Genomic DNA, 19,071 nt, shown 5'->3' with positions numbered 1-19,071 from the left:
TCGGGGTGTCGAAGACACCGGTGCGCGAGGCGCTGAAGACGCTCGCCGGCACCGGTCTGGTGGTCATGAGCCAGTACAAGGGCGCCACCGTCCGGTTCGTGGACGCGGAGATGGCACGCGAGGTCTACGACGTGCGCCTGCTGCTGGAGCCGGAGGCGCTGCGCCGCACGATCACCTGCGGGGCGTCGCTGGACGCGGCCCGGGAGGCCCTGGAGCGCGCCGACTCGGCACCCGACAAGGCCGACCGGTCGCTCGCCAACCGGGACTTCCACCGGGCCCTCTACCTGCCGTGCGGCAATCCGCTGCTGGGCCGGATGCTCGACGAGGTCCGCGACCAGGCCGCGCTCGTCTCCACCGTCGCCTGGGCGGCCGACCCCTCGTGGGAGCGCGAGGCCGCCGAACACCGGGAGATCCTGCGGCTCGCGCTGGCCGCCGACTCGGCCGGTGCCGCCGCCGCACTGCACGACCACATCGCGTCGTTCGTGCGCCGCGCGTTCCCCGACGGCCCCGGCGGCCTCGACGGATCGGTCGCCACCGCCGACGCCACCGAGGGCGGCCAGGCGTGAACCACATCGACGAAAGGCCAGTTGGCATGGACCTCATCCCGCTCAAGGCGGCCCTCGCCGACGTCGTGGCGATCCCCGTGACCCCGTTCGCGCAGGACGGGACGATCGACGAGGACACCCACCGGGCGCTGCTGCGGCGGCTCCTGGACGGCGGCGTCCGCATCGTCACGCCCAACGGCAACACCGGGGAGTTCTACGCGCTCACCCCGAAGGAACGGCGCGCCGTCACCGAGCTGACCGTCGAGGAGGTGAGAGGCCGGGCCACCGTCCTGGTGGGGGTCGGGCACGACATGCCGACCGCCGTCGCCGCCGCCGAGCACGCCCGGGACTCCGGCGCCGAGCTGGTGATGGTGCACCAGCCGGTCCACCCGTACGTCTCCCAGGACGGCTGGGTGGACTACCACCGGGCCATCGCCGAGGCCGTGCCGGAGCTGGGCGTCGTCCCGTACATCCGCAACCCGCTGCTCGCCGGTGAGAAGCTCACCGAACTCGCCGACCACTGTCCCAACGTGATCGGCGTCAAGTACGCCGTCCCGGACGCCGCCCGCTTCGGCGCCTTCGCCCGGGACGCGGGACTGGACCGGTTCGTGTGGATCGCCGGCCTCGCCGAGCTGTACGCGCCCTCGTACTTCGCCACCGGAGCCACCGGGTTCACCTCCGGCCTCGTCAACGTCGCCCCCGCAGTCTCGCTCGGCATGCTGGAGGCGCTGCGGGCCGGGGACTACATCGCCGCGATGAAGGTCTGGGAGCGCATCCGCCGCTTCGAGGAACTGCGCGCGGACCGGCAGTCCGCCAACAACGTCACCGTGGTCAAGGAGGCGCTCGCGGTCCTCGGCCTCTGCCGCCGCGACGTCCGCGCCCCCAGCCGGGTCCTGCCCGAGGCGCAGCGCGCCGAGGTCGCCGACGAGATCGCCGGGTGGTCGGTGTGAACACCCGCATCGCTCCCGAGGAGCTCCGCAGCCACCAGTGGTACGGCACCGACGGACTCCGCTCGTTCAGCCACAAGGCGCGTACCCGGCAGCTGGGTTACCTCCCCGAGGAGCACCTCGGCAAGCCGGTGATCGCGATCCTCAACACCTGGTCCGACATCAACCCCTGCCACGTCCACCTCCGCGACCGGGCGCAGGCCGTCAAGCGCGGGGTGTGGCAGGCCGGCGGCTTCCCGCTCGAATTCCCCGTCTCCACCCTGTCGGAGACGTTCCAGAAGCCGACCCCGATGCTCTACCGCAACATGCTCGCGATGGAGACCGAGGAGCTGCTGCGCTCCTACCCGGTCGACGGGGCCGTGCTGATGGGCGGCTGCGACAAGTCGACGCCCGCGTTGCTGATGGGCGCCGCCTCCGTCGATCTGCCGGCCGTCTTCGTGCCCGCCGGACCGATGCTGCCGGGCCACTGGCGCAACGAAGTCCTGGGCTCCGGGACCGACATGTGGAAGTACTGGGACGACAAGCGGGCCGGACTCATCGGCGACTGCGAGATGGCCGAACTGGAGAACGGGCTCGCCCGCTCCCCGGGCCACTGCATGACGATGGGCACCGCGTCCACCCTGACGGCCGCCGCCGAGGCGCTGGGCGTCACCGTCCCGGGTGCCTCCTCGATCCCGGCCGTCGACTCCGGACACGACCGGATGGCCGCGCAGTCCGGCCTCCGTATCGTCGAACTGGTGTGGCAGCAGCGAACGTTGTCGCAGATCCTCACCCCGGACGCGTTCGAGGACGCCGTCGCCACGGTCCTCGCGCTCGGCGGCTCCACCAACGCCGTCATCCACCTCATCGCGATGGCCGGCCGCTGTGGCATCAAGCTCTCCCTCGACGACTTCGACCGGATCGCCCGCACCGTGCCGGTGCTCGCCAACCTCCGCCCCGGCGGCAAGTACCTCATGGAGGACTTCCACTTCGCGGGCGGACTCCCCGGCTTCCTCTCCCGGCTCACCGACGTCCTCCACCTGGACCGGCCCACCGTCACCCACGACACCCTGCGCGAACAGCTCGACGGGGCCCTCGTGCACAACGACGACGTCATCCGGGAGCGGGAGAAGCCGCTCGCCGACGAGGGCGGTGTCGCGGTGCTGCGCGGCAACCTCTGCCCCGACGGCGCGGTCATCAAGCACATCGCGGCCGAACCGGAGCTGCTGCGCCACACCGGCCCCGCGGTGGTCTTCGACGACTACCGGGAAATGCAGCGCACCATCAACGACCCGGCCCTCGCCATCACCCCGGACCATGTACTGGTGCTCCGCAACGCCGGCCCCAAGGGCGGCCCCGGGATGCCCGAGTACGGCATGCTGCCGATCCCGGACTACCTGCTGAAGCAGGGTGTACGCGACATGGTGCGAATCTCCGACGCCCGTATGAGCGGCACCAGTTACGGGGCGTGCGTGCTGCACATCGCGCCCGAGTCGTTCGTCGGCGGCCCGCTCGCCCTCGTCCGCACCGGCGACCCCATCACCCTGGACGTGGCGGCCCGGCGCCTGAGTCTCGACATCGACGAAGAGGAACTGGAGCGGCGCCGGGCTGCCTGGACCCCGCCCCCCGCCCGGTACGGCCGCGGCTACGGCGCGCTCTACCAGGACCAGATCACCCAGGCCGACACCGGCTGCGACTTCGCCTTCCTGGCCCGCGAGGGCGACGTACCCGATCCGTACGCCGGCTGACACCACCGCCGCAGCATTCCGGCGCACCCCGCCGTCCGAGAAACCCTCCGGGGCCTCGCACGGCAAGGAGAAAGCGCTTGCAGGACCGCAACACGACCGGAAACACGAGAGAACGGAGAGGTGTCATGGCACAAGCCGCCGCCGTGGCCAAACCGCCCAAGGTGCCCAGGCGCCGTTCGGCGAACCCCCGCAAGCTGCCCTATCTGCTGATCGCGCCCGCCGGTCTGCTGATGGTGGGGTTCATCGCTTATCCGGTCCTCAGCGTCTTCTATTACAGCCTGCAGAACTACAACGTCACCAAGCCCTGGCGGAACGGCTTCGCCGGCTTCGACAACTACACCAAGATCTTCACCGACGACGACCAGTTCTGGTCCACCCTCGGCTTCAGCGCCCAGTGGGTCGTCACCCAGGTCAGCCTCCAGCTCGTGCTGGGTCTCGCCCTGGCGCTGATCGTCAACCAGTCCTTCATCGGCCGCGGCATCTCCCGCGCGATGGTCTTCTCGCCCTGGGCCGTCTCCGGCGTGCTGACCAGCACCATCTGGATCCTGCTCTACAACTCCTCGACAGGGTTCAGCCGTTACCTCGCGGACGCCGGGATCGGCGACTACGGCACCTCGGTCCTCTCGGACACCGGAACCGTGTTCTGGGCCGCCACCGTCTCCGAACTCTGGCGCGGTGTCCCCTTCTTCGCCATCCTCATCCTCGCCGATCTCCAGTCCGTCTCCAAGGAGCTCTACGAGGCGGCCTCGGTGGACGGCGCCGGGCGGGTCCGGCAGTTCATGCACATCACCCTGCCCCACCTGCGGGACGCGATCATCCTCTCCACACTGCTGCGCGCGGTCTGGGAGTTCAACAACGTGGACCTGCTGTACACCCTCACGGGCGGCGGGCCCGCGGGCGTGACCACCACACTCCCGCTCTACGTGGCCAACACCGGTATCGAGGGACACGACTTCGGCTACGCGTCCGCGCTCACCACCGTCGCCTTCGTGATCCTGCTCTTCTGCTCGATCGTCTATCTGCGCCTGAGCAAGTTCGGAGGCGACCACAAGTGACTGCCGCACTCGCCGAGAAGACCCCCGCCACCCCGCCTCCGGCCGCCGACGTGCCGCCCCCGGCCGGCAACCGCCGCCGCGGACAGGAACGTTCGTACGACGACGTGCCGCGCTGGCAGATCTACGTCCCCCTCGGCGTCTACCTGCTCTTCACGCTCATCCCGTTCTACTGGATGTTCCTCTTCGCCGTCCGCCCGGCGGGCTCCACCTCGCTGGTGCCCTGGCCGATGACCGGCGAGCACTTCGAGAAGGTCTGGACGGAACGCAGTTTCGCCGTCTTCTTCCAGAACAGCATGATCGTCGGGATAGCCACCCTGATCGCCACCACCCTGGTCGCGCTGGCGGGCGGATACGCGCTCGCCCGCTTCGACTTCAAGATCAAGGGCGCCTTCATGCTGGCGCTGCTCTGCTCGCAGTTCATCCCGGGCGCGCTGATGCTCGTACCGCTCTTCGAGATCTTCAAGAACCTCCAGATGATCAACTCCCTGGGCAGCGTGGTCATCGCGGAGACCGTCTTCCAGCTCCCCCTGTCGATCATCCTCATCAGCGGGTTCATCAAGAACGTGCCCGTCACGCTGGAGGAGGCCGCCTGGGTGGACGGATGCTCGCGCTTCCGCGCCTTCTGCGCCGTCGTACTCCCGTTGCTGCGGCCCGGGTTGATCGCCGTCGGCTCCTTCGCGTTCGTGCACAGCTGGAACCACTTCCTGTTCGCCCTGATGTTCCTCAGCGAGCAGGACAAGCAGACGATCCCGGTCGGCCTGAACACCCTCATCGGCGCGGACAGCGTCGACCTGGGCGCGCTGGCCGCGGGCGGAGTCATCGCCGCGGTCCCCGTGGTGATCATCTTCGCCTTCATCCAGAAGTGGCTGATCACCGGCTTCAGCGCCGGTGCGGTGAAGGGCTGACCCGCGATGACCACCCCCCTCCCGATCGTCCTGGCCGGCGCCAGGGGCCACGGCCGCTGGCACCTCGCCAACATCGAGCGCCTCCAGCGCCAGGGCGTCGTCCGGCTCGCCGGAATCTGCGAGCTGACCCCCCTGACCGAGGCCGAACTCGGCGTGTTCGCCGCCGAACCCCCGCGGCAGTCCTCCGACTTCGGCGCACTGCTCGACGCCACCGGTGCCCGTGCGGCCGTCGTCTGCACGCCGATCCCGACCCACACGGACCTCGCGCTGACCGCGGCCCGGCGCGGCGTCCACCTCCTCCTGGAGAAGCCCCCGGCGGCCACCTTCGCCGACTTCACCCGGATGAGCGACGGCGTACGGGAGGCGGGCACCGCCTGCCAGATCGGCTTCCAGTCCTTCGGCTCGCACGCGGTGCCCGTCATCCGCGAGCTCGTCGCCGACGGTGCGATCGGGTCCCTCCGGGGAATCGGCGCGGCCGGCGCCTGGGTGCGCGAGGAGGCCTACTTCCGGCGCGCGCCCTGGGCCGGGCGCCGCCGGCTCGGCTCCACCGACGTGGTCGACGGGGTCCTCACCAACCCGCTCGCCCACGCCGTCGCCACCTCCCTCGAACTCGCGGGCAGGGGCGCCGCCGCGGACGTCGCCGACATCGAGACCGAGCTCTTCCGGGCCCACGACATCGAGGCCGACGACACCAGCAGCCTCCGCGTGACCACCACCGACGGCCTGACCGTCACGGTCTGCGTCACGCTCTGCGCGGAACGCGCCGCCGAGCCGTACGTCGTCGTCCACGGCGACCGGGGCCGGATCACCTTCTGGTACAAGCAGGACCGGGTCCTCCTCCAGCGCGCCGGACACGGCCCGGAGGAGACCGTGCACGGCCGCACCGACCTGCTGGAGAACCTCGCCGCCCACCTCGCGGACGACACCCCGCTCCTGGTGCCCCCGCACCGCACCGGCGCCTTCATGCGCGTGGTCGAGGCGGTACGCACCGGAGCCGATCCCGCCGCGCTGCCCGCGGACGCCTGGTACAGCGAGCCCGCCACCCAGGGCCCCCGGCGCGTGGTCAAGGGCATCGACGCCGTGGTCGACGCGGGCGCCGACTCCCTCGCCCTGTTCTCCGAACTCGGCGCCCCCTGGGCCCGCTCCCGCGAGGTGAGCGCCCCGTGAACACCCTCCGCCTCAGCTGCGCGGGCCGCCCCGTGGGCCGCTACAGCTACCTCCCCGGGGACCATGAAGGCCGCCCCTACCTGCACCCCGTCACCACCCTCGCGGGCATCCCCGTCACCGAGGAACGCCCCGCCGACCACCGGCACCACCTCGGCGCCTCCATCGCCGTGCCCGACGTCGCCGGGTACAACTTCTGGGGCGGGCGCACCTTCGTCCGCGACCAGGGGCCCACCGTGCTCGACAACCACGGCGTCCAGCTCCACCTGGGGTGGAAGCTCCGCGATCCGGACGGCTTCGTGGAGGAGCTCGGCTGGGTGGCCGACGGCACCGAACTGCTCCGCGAGCACCGCACGGTGGCCGTCGTCCCGCTGACCGGCAGGGCCTGGGCGCTGGACTTCTCCTTCTCGCTCACCAACCGCGGCCGGGCCGCCCTCTCCATCGGCAGCCCCGCCACCAACGGCCGCCCCGGCGCCGGTTACGGCGGGTTCTTCTGGCGGGCACCCAAGGAGGACCGGGCGCCCGAGGTGTTCAGCGCCACCGACGACGGTGAGGAGGCGGTGCACGGCCGCCGTGCCGACTGGCTCGCGCTGGCCGGCGACGGGTGGACCCTCGTCTTCGCCGGGGCGACCGGGGACACCCGGCGCGACCCGTGGTTCGTCCGCACCGCGGAGTACCCGGGCGTCGGCTCCTCCCTCGCGGCCGAGGACCGGCTGCCGGTGGAGCCCGGCGAGACCGTCGTGCGACGGGTCGTCACCGTCGTCGCGGACGGACGGCTCGGCCGCGACGAGGCCGCGGCCCTCGTCCGCAAGGTGGTGACGGCGTGAGCAGACCCTGGACCGCCGACCGCGGCGACGGCACCTACCGCAATCCGGTGCTCAACGCCGACTGGTCCGACCCGGACGTCGTCCGCGTCGGCGACGACTACTACCTCACCGCGTCCAGCTTCGGCCGCGCTCCCGGACTGCCGCTGCTGCACTCCCGCGACCTGGTCAACTGGTCCCTGATCGGACACGCCCTCGACACCCTCGAACCGGCCGCCGACTTCGCGTCGCCGCGCCACGACCGGGGCGTCTGGGCGCCGTCGATCCGCCACCACGCGGGCCGTTTCTGGATCTTCTGGGGCGACCCCGACCACGGCATCCAGCAGATCAACGCCGAGGACGTGCGCGGCCCCTGGAGCGCGCCGCATCTGGTGAAGGGGGGCAAGGGGCTGATCGACGCCTGCCCGCTCTGGGACGAGGAGACGGGTGAGGCCTACCTCGTGCACGCCTGGGCCAAGTCCCGCTCCGGGATCAAGAACCGGCTGACCGGCCACCGGATGAGCGCCGACGGACGCGAACTGCTCGACGAGGGAGTGACGTTGGTCGACGGGGACCTGATCCCCGGCTGGTTCACCCTCGAAGGGCCCAAGGTCTACCGGCACGACGGCGAGTTCTGGATCTTCGCCCCGGCGGGCGGGGTGACCACGGGCTGGCAGGGCGCGTTCCGGTCGAAGGACTTCTTCGGGCCGTACGAGGAGCGCGTCGTCCTGGCCCAGGGGCGTACCGAGGTCAACGGCCCTCACCAGGGCGGCTGGGTCCGCACCCCGGCCGGCGAGGACTGGTTCCTGCACTTCCAGGAGCGGGGCGCGTACGGACGGGTCGTCCACCTCCAGCCGATGCGCTGGGACGAGACGGGGTGGCCGGTCCTCGGTGACGACGGCGAACCCTTCCTCGTGCACGCCAAGCCGATCGCGCCCCAGCAGCCGGTGGAGGCACCGGCGTTCGCTGACAGCTTCCCCGGTGGACGGCACGGGCGGCAGTGGCAGTGGACCGCCAACCCGCGGGCCGGCTGGACCGTCGAACACGCCGGGGACGGGCTGCGGCTCGCCTGCGTGCGCACCCCGCACGCGCACGACCTGCGGACCTTGGCGAACGTACTCGTCCAGCGGCTGCCCGCCGAGGAGTTCACCGTCGAGGTGTCGCTCGCCCTCGGCAGCGAGGTGCCCGGTGCCAAGGCGGGCCTCGCCGTACTCGGTGACGCGTTCAGCTGGATCGGCCTCGAACGGGACGAGGACGGCTCGGTGTCGCTCGTCCACCGGTACGCGGAGAGCGTCGCCGAACACGAACGGGACGCCGCGCCGGCCCGGCCCGCACCCGACGGGCGGGTACGGCTTCGCGTCGAGGTGAGCCCCGGCGCCCGCTGCCGCTTCCACGCCGATACCGGGGACGGCTTCCGCCCCTCCGGCCAGGTCTTCGCCGCCGAACCGTGGCGCTGGGTCGGCGCGCTGCTGGGCCTCTTCGCCACCGCGCCCGCCGGGACCGGACCCGCGGGCACCGCCGAGTTCACGGCCTTCGGCACCCCGGCCGAGCCCGCCGGGTAGCAGGACCCGCCCCACCCCGCATCACCGCAGGACCCGCACCGCCCCGCCCCACCGCAGGACCCGCCCCACCCCGCACCACCGCAGGACCCGCACCACCGCCCGTACGCGCACCGCCGCTCGTACGGGCACCACCGCACACCGGTCGCCCCGCACCACCGCACGTCACGCACCTTCGCACCGGCACCTCGCACGTCACGCACCGCACGCACGGAACGCACCCGCACGGACACACCTGTACCGCACGCACGGCACTTCGCACCGCAGCACGGACACATCTGTACCGCACGTATGGGAGCCGCAATGACGCACCTCCGTACCACGCGCACCCGGGGCAGCACGCTCGCAGCGGCGCTCGCCCTCGCGGGAGCCTTCCTCCTGCCCGCGAGCCCGGCCGCCGGGGCCGCCCAGGCGTCCGCACCAGCCGGCGCGGGACCCTCCGCCCAGCACGGCACCTGGTCCGACACCCCGCACGGCTTCGCCTCGCTGGCCGGCGGGACGACCGGGGGCGCGGGCGGCCCGGTCGTCACCGTCACCACCCAGGCCGATCTGGCGAGGTACGCGGGCGCCGAAGGGCGCTACGTCATCCGGGTCGCCGGCTCGCTGGCCGTGGAGCCCTTCGGCCACGACGTCGACGTCACCTCCGACAAGACCATCGTCGGGGTCGGGGACACCGCCGAGATCGTGCACGGCGAACTCCACCTCGCCCCCGGCACCCACAACGTGATCATCCGCAACCTGACCATCCGCGACAGTTACGTCGAGGGGGACTGGGACGGGAAGACCACGGACTTCGACGCCATCCAGATGGACACCGCCGACCACGTCTGGATCGACCACAACCGCTTCACGCACATGGGCGACGGACTGCTCGACATCCGCAAGGACAGCCGGTACATCACGGTCTCGTACAACCAGTTCACCCAGCACAACAAGGCGTTCGGGATCGGCTGGACGACCAACGTCAGCACCGAGATCACCATCGACCACAACTGGTTCACCGGCACCAAACAGCGCAACCCCTCCGCCGACAACTGCGCCTACGCCCACCTCTACAACAACTACGTCTCCGCGCAGGTCGCGGACGGCGACCCGGTGTGGACGTACGGCAACTGGGCGCGCGGCGGCACGAAGATGGTCATCGAGAACAGCTACTTCCGGGACGTCCAGCACCCCTACCAGGCGGACGCCACCGCCCAACTCGTCCAGCGCGGCTCGGTCCTGAAGAACACCACGGGCCGCACCGACACCTGGGGCGCCGCCTTCGACCCGCACGCCTTCTACCCCTACCGGCTGGACCGCGCCGCCGACGTGCCGCGGATCGTCACCCGCGACTCCGGCCCGCAGAAGGACATCGGCACCGACACCGTGCTGCGGGTCCCCGCCGACTACGCCACCGTGCAGGCGGCCGTCGACGCCGTGCCGCAGGGCAACGACGGCCGGATCACCGTGCGCCTGGCGCCCGGCACCTACCGCGAGCACGTCCGGATCGGGAAGAACCAGCCGTACGTCTCCCTCGTCGGCACCGGCAGGGACCGTGCCGACACCCTGATCGTCTTCGACACCCCGCAGGGTGAGCTCAAGCCGGACGGCACCACCCAGGGGTCCACCGGCAGCGCCACCGTCCTGGTGGAGGGCCACGACTTCACGGCCGAGAACCTCACCTTCGCCAACGACTTCGACGAGGCCGCCGTGGAGATCAGCGGCGAGCAGGCGCTCGCCGTGAAGACCACCGGCGACCGGCTGACCTTCGAGAACACCGCCTTCCTCGGCAACCAGGACACCCTGATGACCGACACCCCGGCACTCACCCAGAAGGCCCGCGTCTACCTCACCGGCGCGTACGTCGAGGGCGACGTCGACTTCCTCTACGGCCGTGCCACCACCGTCGTCGAGAAGTCCGTGATCAAGGCGCTCAGCCGTGGCTCGGACACCAACAACGGCTACATCACGGCCGCTTCGACCTGGAAGGAGAACCCGTACGGCATCCTGATCACCCGCAGCCGGATCATCAGCGACGCCCCCGCGGACTCCTTCCACCTCGGCCGCCCCTGGCACCCGAGCGGCAACCCGGACGCGATCGGCCAGGTGCTGATCCGCGAGACGTCGCTGCCCGCCGCCGTCAAGGCGAGCCCCTGGTCCGACATGAGCGGCTTCCCCTGGCGGGAAGCCCGGTTCAGCGAGTACCGGACCTACGGTCCCGGCGCCGCCGCCACCCCGGACCGCCCCCAGATGTCCCCGGCCGACGCCGCGCTCCACGAGGTGGGCGACTACCTCGCGGGCGAGGACGGCTGGGCACCGCACCGCCGGCGCTGACGCCCCCCACCTGCACGGCGTACACGGCACACCCGTACCCACCCACAGAGAAGAGCCGAACCATGACCATTTCCAAGAAGTCCCGGGGGCGCGCCGCGGCAGCGGTCTCGCTGACCGCGATGCTCGCCCTGACGGCCACCGCGTGCGGTGACGACGGCAGCAGCTCCGGCACCGAGGGCAGCGGCAAGGGCGAGATCACCTTCTGGGACAACAACGGTGGCCCGCGCACCGAGATCTGGACCGAGATCATCAAGGATTTCGAGAAGGAGAACCCGGACATCAAGGTCAAGTACGTCCCGATCCCGATCGCCGACGTGCAGTCCAAGTACGACACCGCCATCGCGGGCGGCGGCCTGCCGGACGTCGGCGGCGTCGGTACGGCCTATCTCGCCAACATCGTCTCGCAGGAGGCGCTGGAGCCGGTCCAGGACCGTATCGAGAAGTCCTCGCTGAAGGGGAAGCTCGTCGAGGGCATGGTCGCGAGCGTCAAGGACGCCGGTGGCCGGGGCGACGACATGTACTCCGTGCCGACCTCCGCGAACAACGGAACCCTCTGGTACAGGACCGACCTCTTCCAGGCGGCCGGTCTGGACGCGCCCTCCACCTGGGCGAAGTTCTACGAGGCGGCCGACAAGCTGACCGACACCAAGAACAACAAGTTCGGCTACACCATCAGAGGCGGGGCGGGTTCCATCGCCCAGGCCCTGGACGCCTCCTACGGCCAGTCCGGCATCACGGACTTCTGGAACGGCGACACCACGACGGTCAACGACCCCAAGAACGTCGCCGCGCTGGAGAAGTACGTCGGCCTCTTCAAGAAGGCGACGCCGTCCGCCGACGTCAACAACGACTTCACCAAGATGGTCGCGCAGTGGGACACCGGCACCATCGGGATGCTGAGCCACAACCTCGGCTCCTACCAGGACCACGTGAAGGCGCTCGGCAACGACAAGTTCGCCGGCATCCCGAACCCGATCGGTGACAGCGGAACCCGCGTCCAGGTCTCCAACCCGGTCGACGGGCTCGGTCTCTTCCGCAGCAGCAAGAACAAGACCGCCGCCTGGAAGTTCATCGAGTTCGCCGCCTCGCACGCCTCCAACAGCAAGTGGAACGAGTCGGCCGGCGCCATCCCCGCCAACACCGAGGCCGCCCGGGACTCCTGGATCACCGCCTCCGAGCCGACCGCGCTCGCGGCCGCGGCACTCACCGACGGCAGCACCAAGATCGTGAACCTGCCGTACTACCTGCCCGACTGGAACAACATCTCCAAGGCCGACAACGAGCCCGAGTTCCAGAAGCTGCTGCTCGGCAAGGTCTCCGCGAAGGACTTCCTGGACAAGATCGCCGACGAGCTGAACGCGGCCCAGAAGGAGTGGAAGGAGCTGGGCAACGGCTGACCGGCCGGACACCCGCCCTCCGCACGCACCACACGCACCACGACCCACCCCGATGAACGGGAGCCGGCGGCGGCCCGGAACGCACCCGCCGCCGGCCCCCCTCCACCCCCGCACGCCCCGAGAGGCAGGAACCCCGTGTCACTCACCCGCAGACGGACGGCGGCCGCGCTCGCGGCCCTGCCCCTCGCCCTCGCCGCCCTCCCGGCCGAGGCGCGGGGACGGGAACCACGCCCCCGTCCCCGTACCGTGCACATCGCCGGCGACTCGACGGCCGCGCAGAAGTACTCCGACGCCGCGCCCGAGACCGGCTGGGGCATGGCCCTGCCCTTCTTCCTCGGCCAGGGGATGCGCGTCGCCAACCACGCGATGAACGGACGCAGTTCCAAGAGCTTCGTCGACGAGGGCCTGCTCGCCGCGCTGCTCCCCGACGTGCGCCCAGGTGACTTCCTGTTCGTCCAGTTCGGGCACAACGACGAGAAGACCACCGACCCGCTCCGCGGCACCGACCCCTGGACGACCTACCAGGACCACCTGCGCCTCTACATCACGCAGGCCCGCGCCCGGCACGCCCGGCCCGTCCTGCTCACCCCGGTGGAGCGCCGCCGCTTCGCCGAGGACGGCACCGCCAAGCCCAGCCACGGGGAGTACCCGGCGGCGATGCGCGCCCTGGCCGCCGAAGAGCGGGTCCCGCTGATCGACACCCAGGCGCTCACCCTCGCCCGCTGGCAGGAACTGGGGCCCGAGGCCACCCAGGACTACTTCAACTGGCTGGCGCCCGGAGCTTCGCCGAACTACCCGGACGGCGTGCAGGACAACACCCACCTCCAGCCGCGGGGCGCCGTCGACGTGGCCCGGACCACCGCCCGCGCCCTGCTGGACGCCCGGGTGCTCGCCCCCGGCGACGTGCGCCGGCTCGGCGCCCCCGTCCCGGCCCGGTGGATCACCTGGCCGCCGCCGCGACCCTGACTTCCGCCCCACCGGAACAGCACCGTCGCACCACCCGTACGGAGCCCGCCCCCGGCGCTCCGTCGCCCCGCTCCCCCTCCCCTCTCCGACTTCCCTCTCCGACGAACCGAAGGAATCCGATGCCCGCACGCATGCGCCACCTCCGTGCCATCACCGTGGTGATGGGCTGCGCCTCCCTCGCCCTCGCCGTGTCGCTGCCGGCCCAGGCCGCCTCCCGGCCGCACTCGAAGCCGATTGAGCGCGCCGTGCTGCCCGCCCACGACGGCTGGGCCTCCGCGGACGGTTCGACCACCGGCGGTTCGGCCGCCACCCGTGACCACGTCTACACGGTCACCAACCGCGCGGAGCTGATCGCCGCGTTCGAGGACGCCGGCGACGCCCCCAAGATCGTCAAGATCGCCGGGACCGTCCACGGCAACTCCGACGTGAACGGCACCCCCATCGGCTGCGAGGACTACTACACCGGCGGCTACACCCTGGAGAAGTACCTCGCCGCCTACGACCCGGCGGTCTGGGGCACCGACGCCGTCCCCAGCGGTCCGCTGGAGGACGCCCGCGCCGCCTCCGCCGCGCTCCAGGCGGCGGCCGTCAACGTGCCCGTCCCCTCGAACACCACCCTGATCGGCGTCGGCGACGACGCCACCGTCATCGGGGCCAGCCTCCAGGTCAAGGACGTCTCGAACGTCATCGTCCGCAACCTGAGCTTCGAGGACACCTACGACTGCTTCCCGCAGTGGGACCCGACGGACACCGAGACCGGGGCCTGGAACTCGGAGTACGACAACCTCGTCGTCACCAACTCCACCCACGTCTGGGTCGACCACAACACCTTCAGCGACGGCGACCGCCCCGACTCGGCCCAGCCGTACTACTTCGGCACGGTCTACCAGCAGCACGACGGCCTCTTCGACATCGTGCGCGGCGCCGACCTGGTCACCGTCTCGTGGAACGTCCTCAAGGACCACGACAAGACGATGCTCATCGGCAACAGCGACAGTGCGGGCGCGACCGACCGGGGCAAGCTCCGGGTGACCCTGCACCACAACCTCTTCCAGAACCTGAAGGAGCGCGCCCCGCGCGTCCGCTTCGGCCAGGTCGACTCGTACAACAACCACTTCGTGGCCCAGGCCGGGCACGCGTACGGCTACTCCTACGGCATCGGCATCGAGTCCCAGCTCGTCGCCGAGCACAACGCGTTCACGCTCTCCGCGGACCACGACCCGGCGCTCATCCTGAAGAAGTGGAAGGAGTCCCCGCTGACGGCCGGCGACAACTACGTCAACGGGAAGAAGACCGACCTGATCGCCGTCCACAACGCGGGCGTCCCCGCGGAGCAGCTCGCCTCGGGTGCCGGCTGGACCCCGGTCCTGCGGACCAAGGTCGACTCGCCGCGTGCCGTCCCGGCGCTCGTGGACCGCGAGGCCGGAGCCGGCGGCCACTGCTGACCCCGTCCGCCCGGTCCGGTCGGGCGGACCTCCACCGGCGGGAGAGCGTGCGGACTGTGCGGGTCCGCGCCCTCTCCCGCCCCCGCTTCCGGCCCCGTCCGGCGCGCCCCGGTGCGGGCCCGTTCAGCCGGCGGGCGTGAACACCCCGCCGCTGGCGAAGACGCCCGTGTCGAAGGCGCCGCGCACGGTGAAGTCGTCGCCGCTCAAGTCCCGTTCACCCTCCGCGTGGTTGTACTGCCCCGCGAAGGTGAGGGTGGCGGCCGGGGCTGTCCGTCCCGGCCGCAGGGTCCAGCGGAACACCAGGAAGCCGTCCTCCTCGCCCACGGAGGTCGTGTAGTCGTCCGTGTGGCCGGACGTCCACGCCCCCGTCTTGGTCACCCCGCTGGTCAGCGCGACGCGCAGCTCGACCGTGAGGGAGGCGAGCGGCCGCGCCGCGGTCACCACGACGTCGCTCTGTGCCCAGTACGCGTTGCTCCCGGCGTTCACCGTGCCGTGCGTGGACACCGGGCCGTTGGCCGGCGGGAGTTGGCCGCCGCGCTCCCCGGAGAACCCGGGAGCCGTCGGCGTACGGCCGGGCGCGGCCGCAACCGGCTGGCCTGACCTGCCGTCGCGGCCCGTCCACGCGACGGCGAGCGAGACCGCCACGAGCACCCCGCAGACCGCCACCGTCGCCGCCGCGATCCGCAGCCTCGGCATCGGCGCGCGCGGCGGGCGCGACAGGCGCCCGGGCGGTGGGTCCTGCGCCATCCCGCGCTCGACCCGGGCCCACATCCGCTCGCGGTCCGGGTGGTGTTCCAGCGCCGCACCGCGGAGGCGTTCCCGCAGCTCTTCTTCCATCAATGCCCTCCTCCGCCGGGCTGCCCCGCCACGGCAACCCGTGCCGGAGCCGGGCCCGCCCCGGGGCCCAGCAGCCGCTGCAACTCCGCCAAGCCCCGGGATGTCTGGCTCTTGACCGTACCGACCGATATCCCGAGGACCAACGACGTGTCCCGCTCGGACAGGTCGAACGCGTGCCGCAGCACGACGCAGGCGCGTTTCCTGAACGGCAGCCTACGCAGCGCCTCCTGGACATCCACCACGGTGGCCACGTCGGGGTCGTCGACGGCGAACCCGTCGCCGCCACCGGAACGCGGCGCCCAGAACAAGGCGATCCTGCGGCGCTCGCGCACCGCACTGCGGATCCGGGTGCGCGCCAGGTTGGCGACGACCCCCCGCGCGTACGCGACGGGGTGATCTGCTTCCCTCATCCGGTCCCAGCGGTGCCAGAGGGCCATCAGGGCGTCGGCGGCCAGATCATCGGCCGCATCCGCCTCGCCCGTCAACAGGTGCGCGAGACGGGCCAGTTCGGCGTAGTGCGCCTCGAAGAACTGATGGAACTCGGCGGCAGCGGCAGCGTCGACCACAGTGCCCACGGGTACCTCTCCCTGCTCTCGAATCCCTGTACGCGAACCGCGGTGGCTGTGTACGTTCCCTCAGCGGCACCCAGGGGTGCGAGCGGTGCGAGAGCGTACCAGCGCACCTCGGACGCGCTGCGAACCGGGTGTCACTCCAAGTAAGGCGTAACACGGCGAAAACCTGAACCCCCTTTCCACGAGGGAACATTCAGTCACTCGCCCCGCAGACCCGCCACCTCACGAAGGAGAGCCATGCCGGACACGCCACAGGCGCCGGAAGTCCCGCAGACACCGCAGACGCCGCAGACGGCGAAAGCCGCACCGGACCCCGTACCCGCGGGGGCGCCCGCCGCCCCGGGGAACGCGCTGGACCGCTACTTCGCGATCGCCGCGCGCGGATCGAGCCTCGGCCGCGAGATACGCGGCGGCTTCGCGACCTTCTTCACCATGGCGTACATCCTGGTCCTCAACCCGATCATCCTCGGATCGGCCGAGGACAAGTTCGGCGCCCACCTCTCCACGCCCCAACTCGTCACCGTCACCGCGCTGGTGGCCGCCGTGATGACCGCGATCATGGGACTCGGCGGCAACCTCCCGCTCGCGATCGCCGCCGGTCTCGGCCTCAACGCGGTCGTCGCGTTCCAGATCGCCCCGCTGATGAGCTGGCCCGACGCGATGGGCCTGGTCGTCCTCGAAGGGCTCATCATCTGCGTCCTGGTCGTCACCGGGCTGCGCGAGGCCGTGATGCGCGCGATCCCGCCCGCCCTCAAGCAGGCCATCAGCGTCGGCATCGGGCTCTTCATCGCGTTCATCGGTTTCGTCGACGCCGGCTTCGTCACCCGCATCCCCGGCGAGACCGGTTCGACGCCCGTACAGCTCGGCTCGGCCGGACACCTCACCGGCTGGCCGGTGCTGGTCTTCTGCGTCGGCGTGCTGCTCACCGTCGCCCTGATGGTCCGCAAGGTGAAGGGCGCCATCCTCATCAGCATCGTCGTCAGCACCGTGCTGGCGATCGTCGTCAACGAGATCGCCGACATCGCGCCGGCCGCCTGGGGCCTGACCGTCCCCTCGGTCCCCGACGACCTCGTCGCCGCACCCGACTTCGGGCTCGTCGGCTCCTTCAGCCTCTTCGGCGCCTTCCAGCAGGTCGGCGTGGTGACCATCGTCCTGCTGATCTTCACGCTGATCCTCAGCGACTTCTTCGACACCATGGGCACGGTCGTCGGCGTCTCCCAGGAGGCCGGGCTGCTCGACGAGAAGGGCGACGTCCCGAACATCGGCCGCGTCCTGCTGATCGACGGAGCCGCCGCCGCCGTGGGCGGAGCCGCCTCCGCCTCCTCCAACACCGCCTACATCGAGTCCGCCGCGGGCGTCGGCGAGGGCGCCCGTACCGGCTTCGCCTCCCTGGTCACCGGCGCACTCTTCGCCGTCGCGCTCTTCCTCACCCCGCTGGCCACCGTCGTCCCGGCCCAGGCCGCCGCGCCCGCCCTCATCGCGGTCGGCTTCCTGCTGATGTCCCAGGTCCGCCACATCGAGTGGGCGAGCCATGAGATCGCCATCCCCGCGTTCCTGACGATCGCGGTCATGCCGTTCACGTACTCGATCACCAACGGCATCGGCGCGGGCTTCCTCGCCTACGTCGTGATCAAAGCCGCACTCGGCAAGGCGCGGGAAGTCCACTGGCTGCTCTGGGCCACCTCGGCCCTGTTCCTGGTGTACTTCGCGATCGACCCGATCGAGCAGTTGCTCGGCGTGAAGTGAGGCCCGGGCGCACGACCGGCTGAACCGGGGCGGTCGTGCGTCCCCGGCCCCCGGACACCCACCCCGCCGCCGGTCGGGCCGGTGGAATCGGATAAGGTGCCCGCTCCGAACGCCCGTCCACGGGCGCCGCCCTCCGTGCCTCCGCCGCGCTCCGGCCGTGCCAGGCACGGGCCGCGGCCGGACGTACGAATCCGAATGGGGTGGGGGATTGTCCAAACACCGGTTGTCCAAGAAGGGCCGCTACATCGCCTGGGGGACGGCGGCGGCCGTGGCCGTCGTGGGGTCCGGGATCGTGGCCCAGACCTCGATGGCGGCCACCGCCTGGCCCGCGCAGAAGACCTTCACGGGCCAGGCCTTCGACACCTGCACCGCGCCGTCGCTCGCCGCGATGAAGGCGTGGAAGGCCGACAAGTTCTACGGCGGCGCCGCCGTCTACATCGGCGGCAAGAACCGGGGCTGCGCCCAGCCCAACCTGACCTCGTCCTGGGTGAAGTCGGTCAACTCCGCCGGCTGGAAGCTCATTCCGCTCTACGTGGGCGCCCAGCCGCCCTGCCAGAAGAGCGCGAACCCGGAGAAGCTGACCGCCGCCACGGCGGCCTCTCTCGGCGTCAAGGACGGCAACGACGCGGTGGCCAAGGCCGCGGCGCTCGGCATGAAGGCCGGCAGCCCGATCTACCTGGACATCGAGCCGTACACGATCACGGACAAGGCGTGCAACGACGCGGTGCTGACCTACGTGCGCTCGTTCACCAAGACCCTGCGCGCCAAGACCTACCGGGCCGGGTTCTACGGCTTCAGCAGCTCCAGCGCCAAGGCCATCGCCACGGCGACGAACAAGACCGACCTCCCGGGCAACCTCTGGTACGCGCTCTGGGACGGCAAGTCCACCACCACGACCGACTGGCCGTGGAGCAAGACGCTGTTCACCGACCACAGCCGCGGCCACCAGTACAAGGTCAACAGCAAGGAGACGCGCGGCGGGTACACCATCACCGTCGACCGCGATGCGTGGGACGCCCCGGTCGCCATCGTCGGCTGACCCGCGGAGCCCGGGTGGCCCGGTGAACGGGCCGGCCCCGTACCAGGG

The 19,071-nt window shown here is 71.2% G+C and carries 16 protein-coding genes; 14 read left to right on the top strand and 2 right to left on the bottom strand.

Annotated features, from left to right (window positions below; genetic code table 11):
* The 12 genes from ACFWEP_RS16870 to ACFWEP_RS16815 all read left to right on the top strand — a co-directional run.
* On the top strand, positions 1–566 hold a 566-nt coding region (locus tag ACFWEP_RS16870), incomplete at its 5' end, for a GntR family transcriptional regulator (protein WP_387370925.1).
* A gap of 26 nt (positions 567–592) precedes the next feature.
* Positions 593–1,495, top strand: a complete 903-nt coding sequence (locus ACFWEP_RS16865) for a dihydrodipicolinate synthase family protein (RefSeq protein WP_387370923.1) — start codon at positions 593–595, stop codon at positions 1,493–1,495.
* A complete protein-coding gene (gene araD, locus ACFWEP_RS16860) occupies positions 1,492–3,219 on the top strand; it encodes an L-arabinonate dehydratase (RefSeq protein WP_387370921.1) in 1,728 nt (575 codons plus the stop codon). The genes ACFWEP_RS16865 and araD overlap by 4 nt, the downstream gene beginning before the upstream one ends.
* Positions 3,220–3,344: 125 nt before the next feature.
* Positions 3,345–4,274 carry a carbohydrate ABC transporter permease gene (locus ACFWEP_RS16855; RefSeq protein WP_387370919.1) on the top strand — a complete coding sequence of 310 codons (930 nt, stop codon included), beginning with the start codon at positions 3,345–3,347 and terminating at the stop codon, positions 4,272–4,274.
* On the top strand, positions 4,271–5,179 hold the full coding sequence (locus ACFWEP_RS16850; RefSeq protein ID WP_387370917.1) for a carbohydrate ABC transporter permease: 909 nt from the start codon (positions 4,271–4,273) through the stop codon (positions 5,177–5,179). The genes ACFWEP_RS16855 and ACFWEP_RS16850 overlap by 4 nt, the downstream gene beginning before the upstream one ends.
* A 6-nt stretch (positions 5,180–5,185) precedes the next feature.
* Complete coding sequence (locus ACFWEP_RS16845) at positions 5,186–6,346, top strand: Gfo/Idh/MocA family protein (protein WP_387370915.1); 1,161 nt, start codon at positions 5,186–5,188, stop codon at positions 6,344–6,346.
* On the top strand, positions 6,343–7,170 hold the full coding sequence (locus tag ACFWEP_RS16840) for a PmoA family protein (RefSeq protein WP_387370913.1): 828 nt from the start codon (positions 6,343–6,345) through the stop codon (positions 7,168–7,170). Before ACFWEP_RS16845 ends, ACFWEP_RS16840 begins: the two co-directional genes overlap by 4 nt.
* Positions 7,167–8,708, top strand: coding sequence for a family 43 glycosylhydrolase (locus ACFWEP_RS16835; RefSeq protein WP_387370911.1), 1,542 nt, complete (start codon positions 7,167–7,169; stop codon positions 8,706–8,708). The genes ACFWEP_RS16840 and ACFWEP_RS16835 overlap by 4 nt, the downstream gene beginning before the upstream one ends.
* Positions 8,709–9,008: 300 nt before the next feature.
* The gene (locus tag ACFWEP_RS16830; RefSeq protein WP_387370909.1) at positions 9,009–11,021 is read left to right on the top strand and encodes a pectinesterase family protein; all 2,013 of its coding nucleotides are present in this window, start codon (positions 9,009–9,011) and stop codon (positions 11,019–11,021) included.
* Between the two features lie 62 nt (positions 11,022–11,083).
* Positions 11,084–12,418: an ABC transporter substrate-binding protein gene (locus ACFWEP_RS16825; protein ID WP_387370907.1), complete on the top strand. Its 1,335-nt coding sequence runs from the start codon at positions 11,084–11,086 to the stop codon at positions 12,416–12,418.
* A gap of 135 nt (positions 12,419–12,553) precedes the next feature.
* Entirely contained in the window at positions 12,554–13,384 is an 831-nt protein-coding gene (locus tag ACFWEP_RS16820) for a rhamnogalacturonan acetylesterase (RefSeq protein WP_387370905.1), read from the top strand.
* Between the two features lie 119 nt (positions 13,385–13,503).
* Positions 13,504–14,829 carry a polysaccharide lyase family 1 protein gene (locus tag ACFWEP_RS16815; protein ID WP_387370903.1) on the top strand — a complete coding sequence of 442 codons (1,326 nt, stop codon included), beginning with the start codon at positions 13,504–13,506 and terminating at the stop codon, positions 14,827–14,829.
* Positions 14,830–14,952: 123 nt separating this feature from the next.
* On the opposite strand, the gene ACFWEP_RS16810 is transcribed toward ACFWEP_RS16815, so the two are convergent.
* Both ACFWEP_RS16810 and ACFWEP_RS16805 read right to left on the bottom strand, forming a co-directional pair.
* On the bottom strand, positions 14,953–15,666 hold the full coding sequence (locus ACFWEP_RS16810; RefSeq protein WP_387370901.1) for a hypothetical protein: 714 nt from the start codon (positions 15,664–15,666) through the stop codon (positions 14,953–14,955).
* On the bottom strand, positions 15,666–16,241 hold the full coding sequence (locus ACFWEP_RS16805) for a SigE family RNA polymerase sigma factor (protein WP_387370899.1): 576 nt from the start codon (positions 16,239–16,241) through the stop codon (positions 15,666–15,668). Before ACFWEP_RS16805 ends, ACFWEP_RS16810 begins: the two co-directional genes overlap by 1 nt.
* A 234-nt stretch (positions 16,242–16,475) precedes the next feature.
* Here ACFWEP_RS16805 and ACFWEP_RS16800 point away from each other — a divergent pair, with 234 nt between their 5' ends.
* Both ACFWEP_RS16800 and ACFWEP_RS16795 read left to right on the top strand, forming a co-directional pair.
* A complete protein-coding gene (locus ACFWEP_RS16800) occupies positions 16,476–17,984 on the top strand; it encodes an NCS2 family permease (RefSeq protein WP_387370897.1) in 1,509 nt (502 codons plus the stop codon).
* A 208-nt stretch (positions 17,985–18,192) separates the two neighbouring features.
* Positions 18,193–19,023, top strand: coding sequence for a glycoside hydrolase domain-containing protein (locus ACFWEP_RS16795; protein ID WP_387370895.1), 831 nt, complete (start codon positions 18,193–18,195; stop codon positions 19,021–19,023).
* Positions 19,024–19,071: the final 48 nt, after the last annotated feature.

Source organism: Streptomyces sp. NPDC060198 (assembly GCF_042728415.1).
In the GTDB taxonomy this organism is placed as follows: Bacteria; Actinomycetota; Actinomycetes; order Streptomycetales; family Streptomycetaceae; genus Streptomyces.
Note: the sequence above shows the minus strand (reverse complement) of the source record. Positions and strands in the feature narration are given on the sequence as shown.

Excerpts from the sequence above, each read along its gene's own strand:
- ACFWEP_RS16865 (WP_387370923.1), top strand. The coding sequence starts at position 593 with ATGGACCTCATCCCGCTCAAGGCGGCCCTCGCCGACGTCGTGGCGATC.
- ACFWEP_RS16855 (WP_387370919.1), top strand. The coding sequence starts at position 3,345 with ATGGCACAAGCCGCCGCCGTGGCCAAACCGCCCAAGGTGCCCAGGCGC.
- ACFWEP_RS16845 (WP_387370915.1), top strand. The coding sequence starts at position 5,186 with ATGACCACCCCCCTCCCGATCGTCCTGGCCGGCGCCAGGGGCCACGGC.
- ACFWEP_RS16830 (WP_387370909.1), top strand. The coding sequence starts at position 9,009 with ATGACGCACCTCCGTACCACGCGCACCCGGGGCAGCACGCTCGCAGCG.
- ACFWEP_RS16825 (WP_387370907.1), top strand. The coding sequence starts at position 11,084 with ATGACCATTTCCAAGAAGTCCCGGGGGCGCGCCGCGGCAGCGGTCTCG.
- ACFWEP_RS16815 (WP_387370903.1), top strand. The coding sequence starts at position 13,504 with ATGCCCGCACGCATGCGCCACCTCCGTGCCATCACCGTGGTGATGGGC.
- ACFWEP_RS16810 (WP_387370901.1), bottom strand. The coding sequence starts at position 15,666 with ATGGAAGAAGAGCTGCGGGAACGCCTCCGCGGTGCGGCGCTGGAACAC.
- ACFWEP_RS16800 (WP_387370897.1), top strand. The coding sequence starts at position 16,476 with ATGCCGGACACGCCACAGGCGCCGGAAGTCCCGCAGACACCGCAGACG.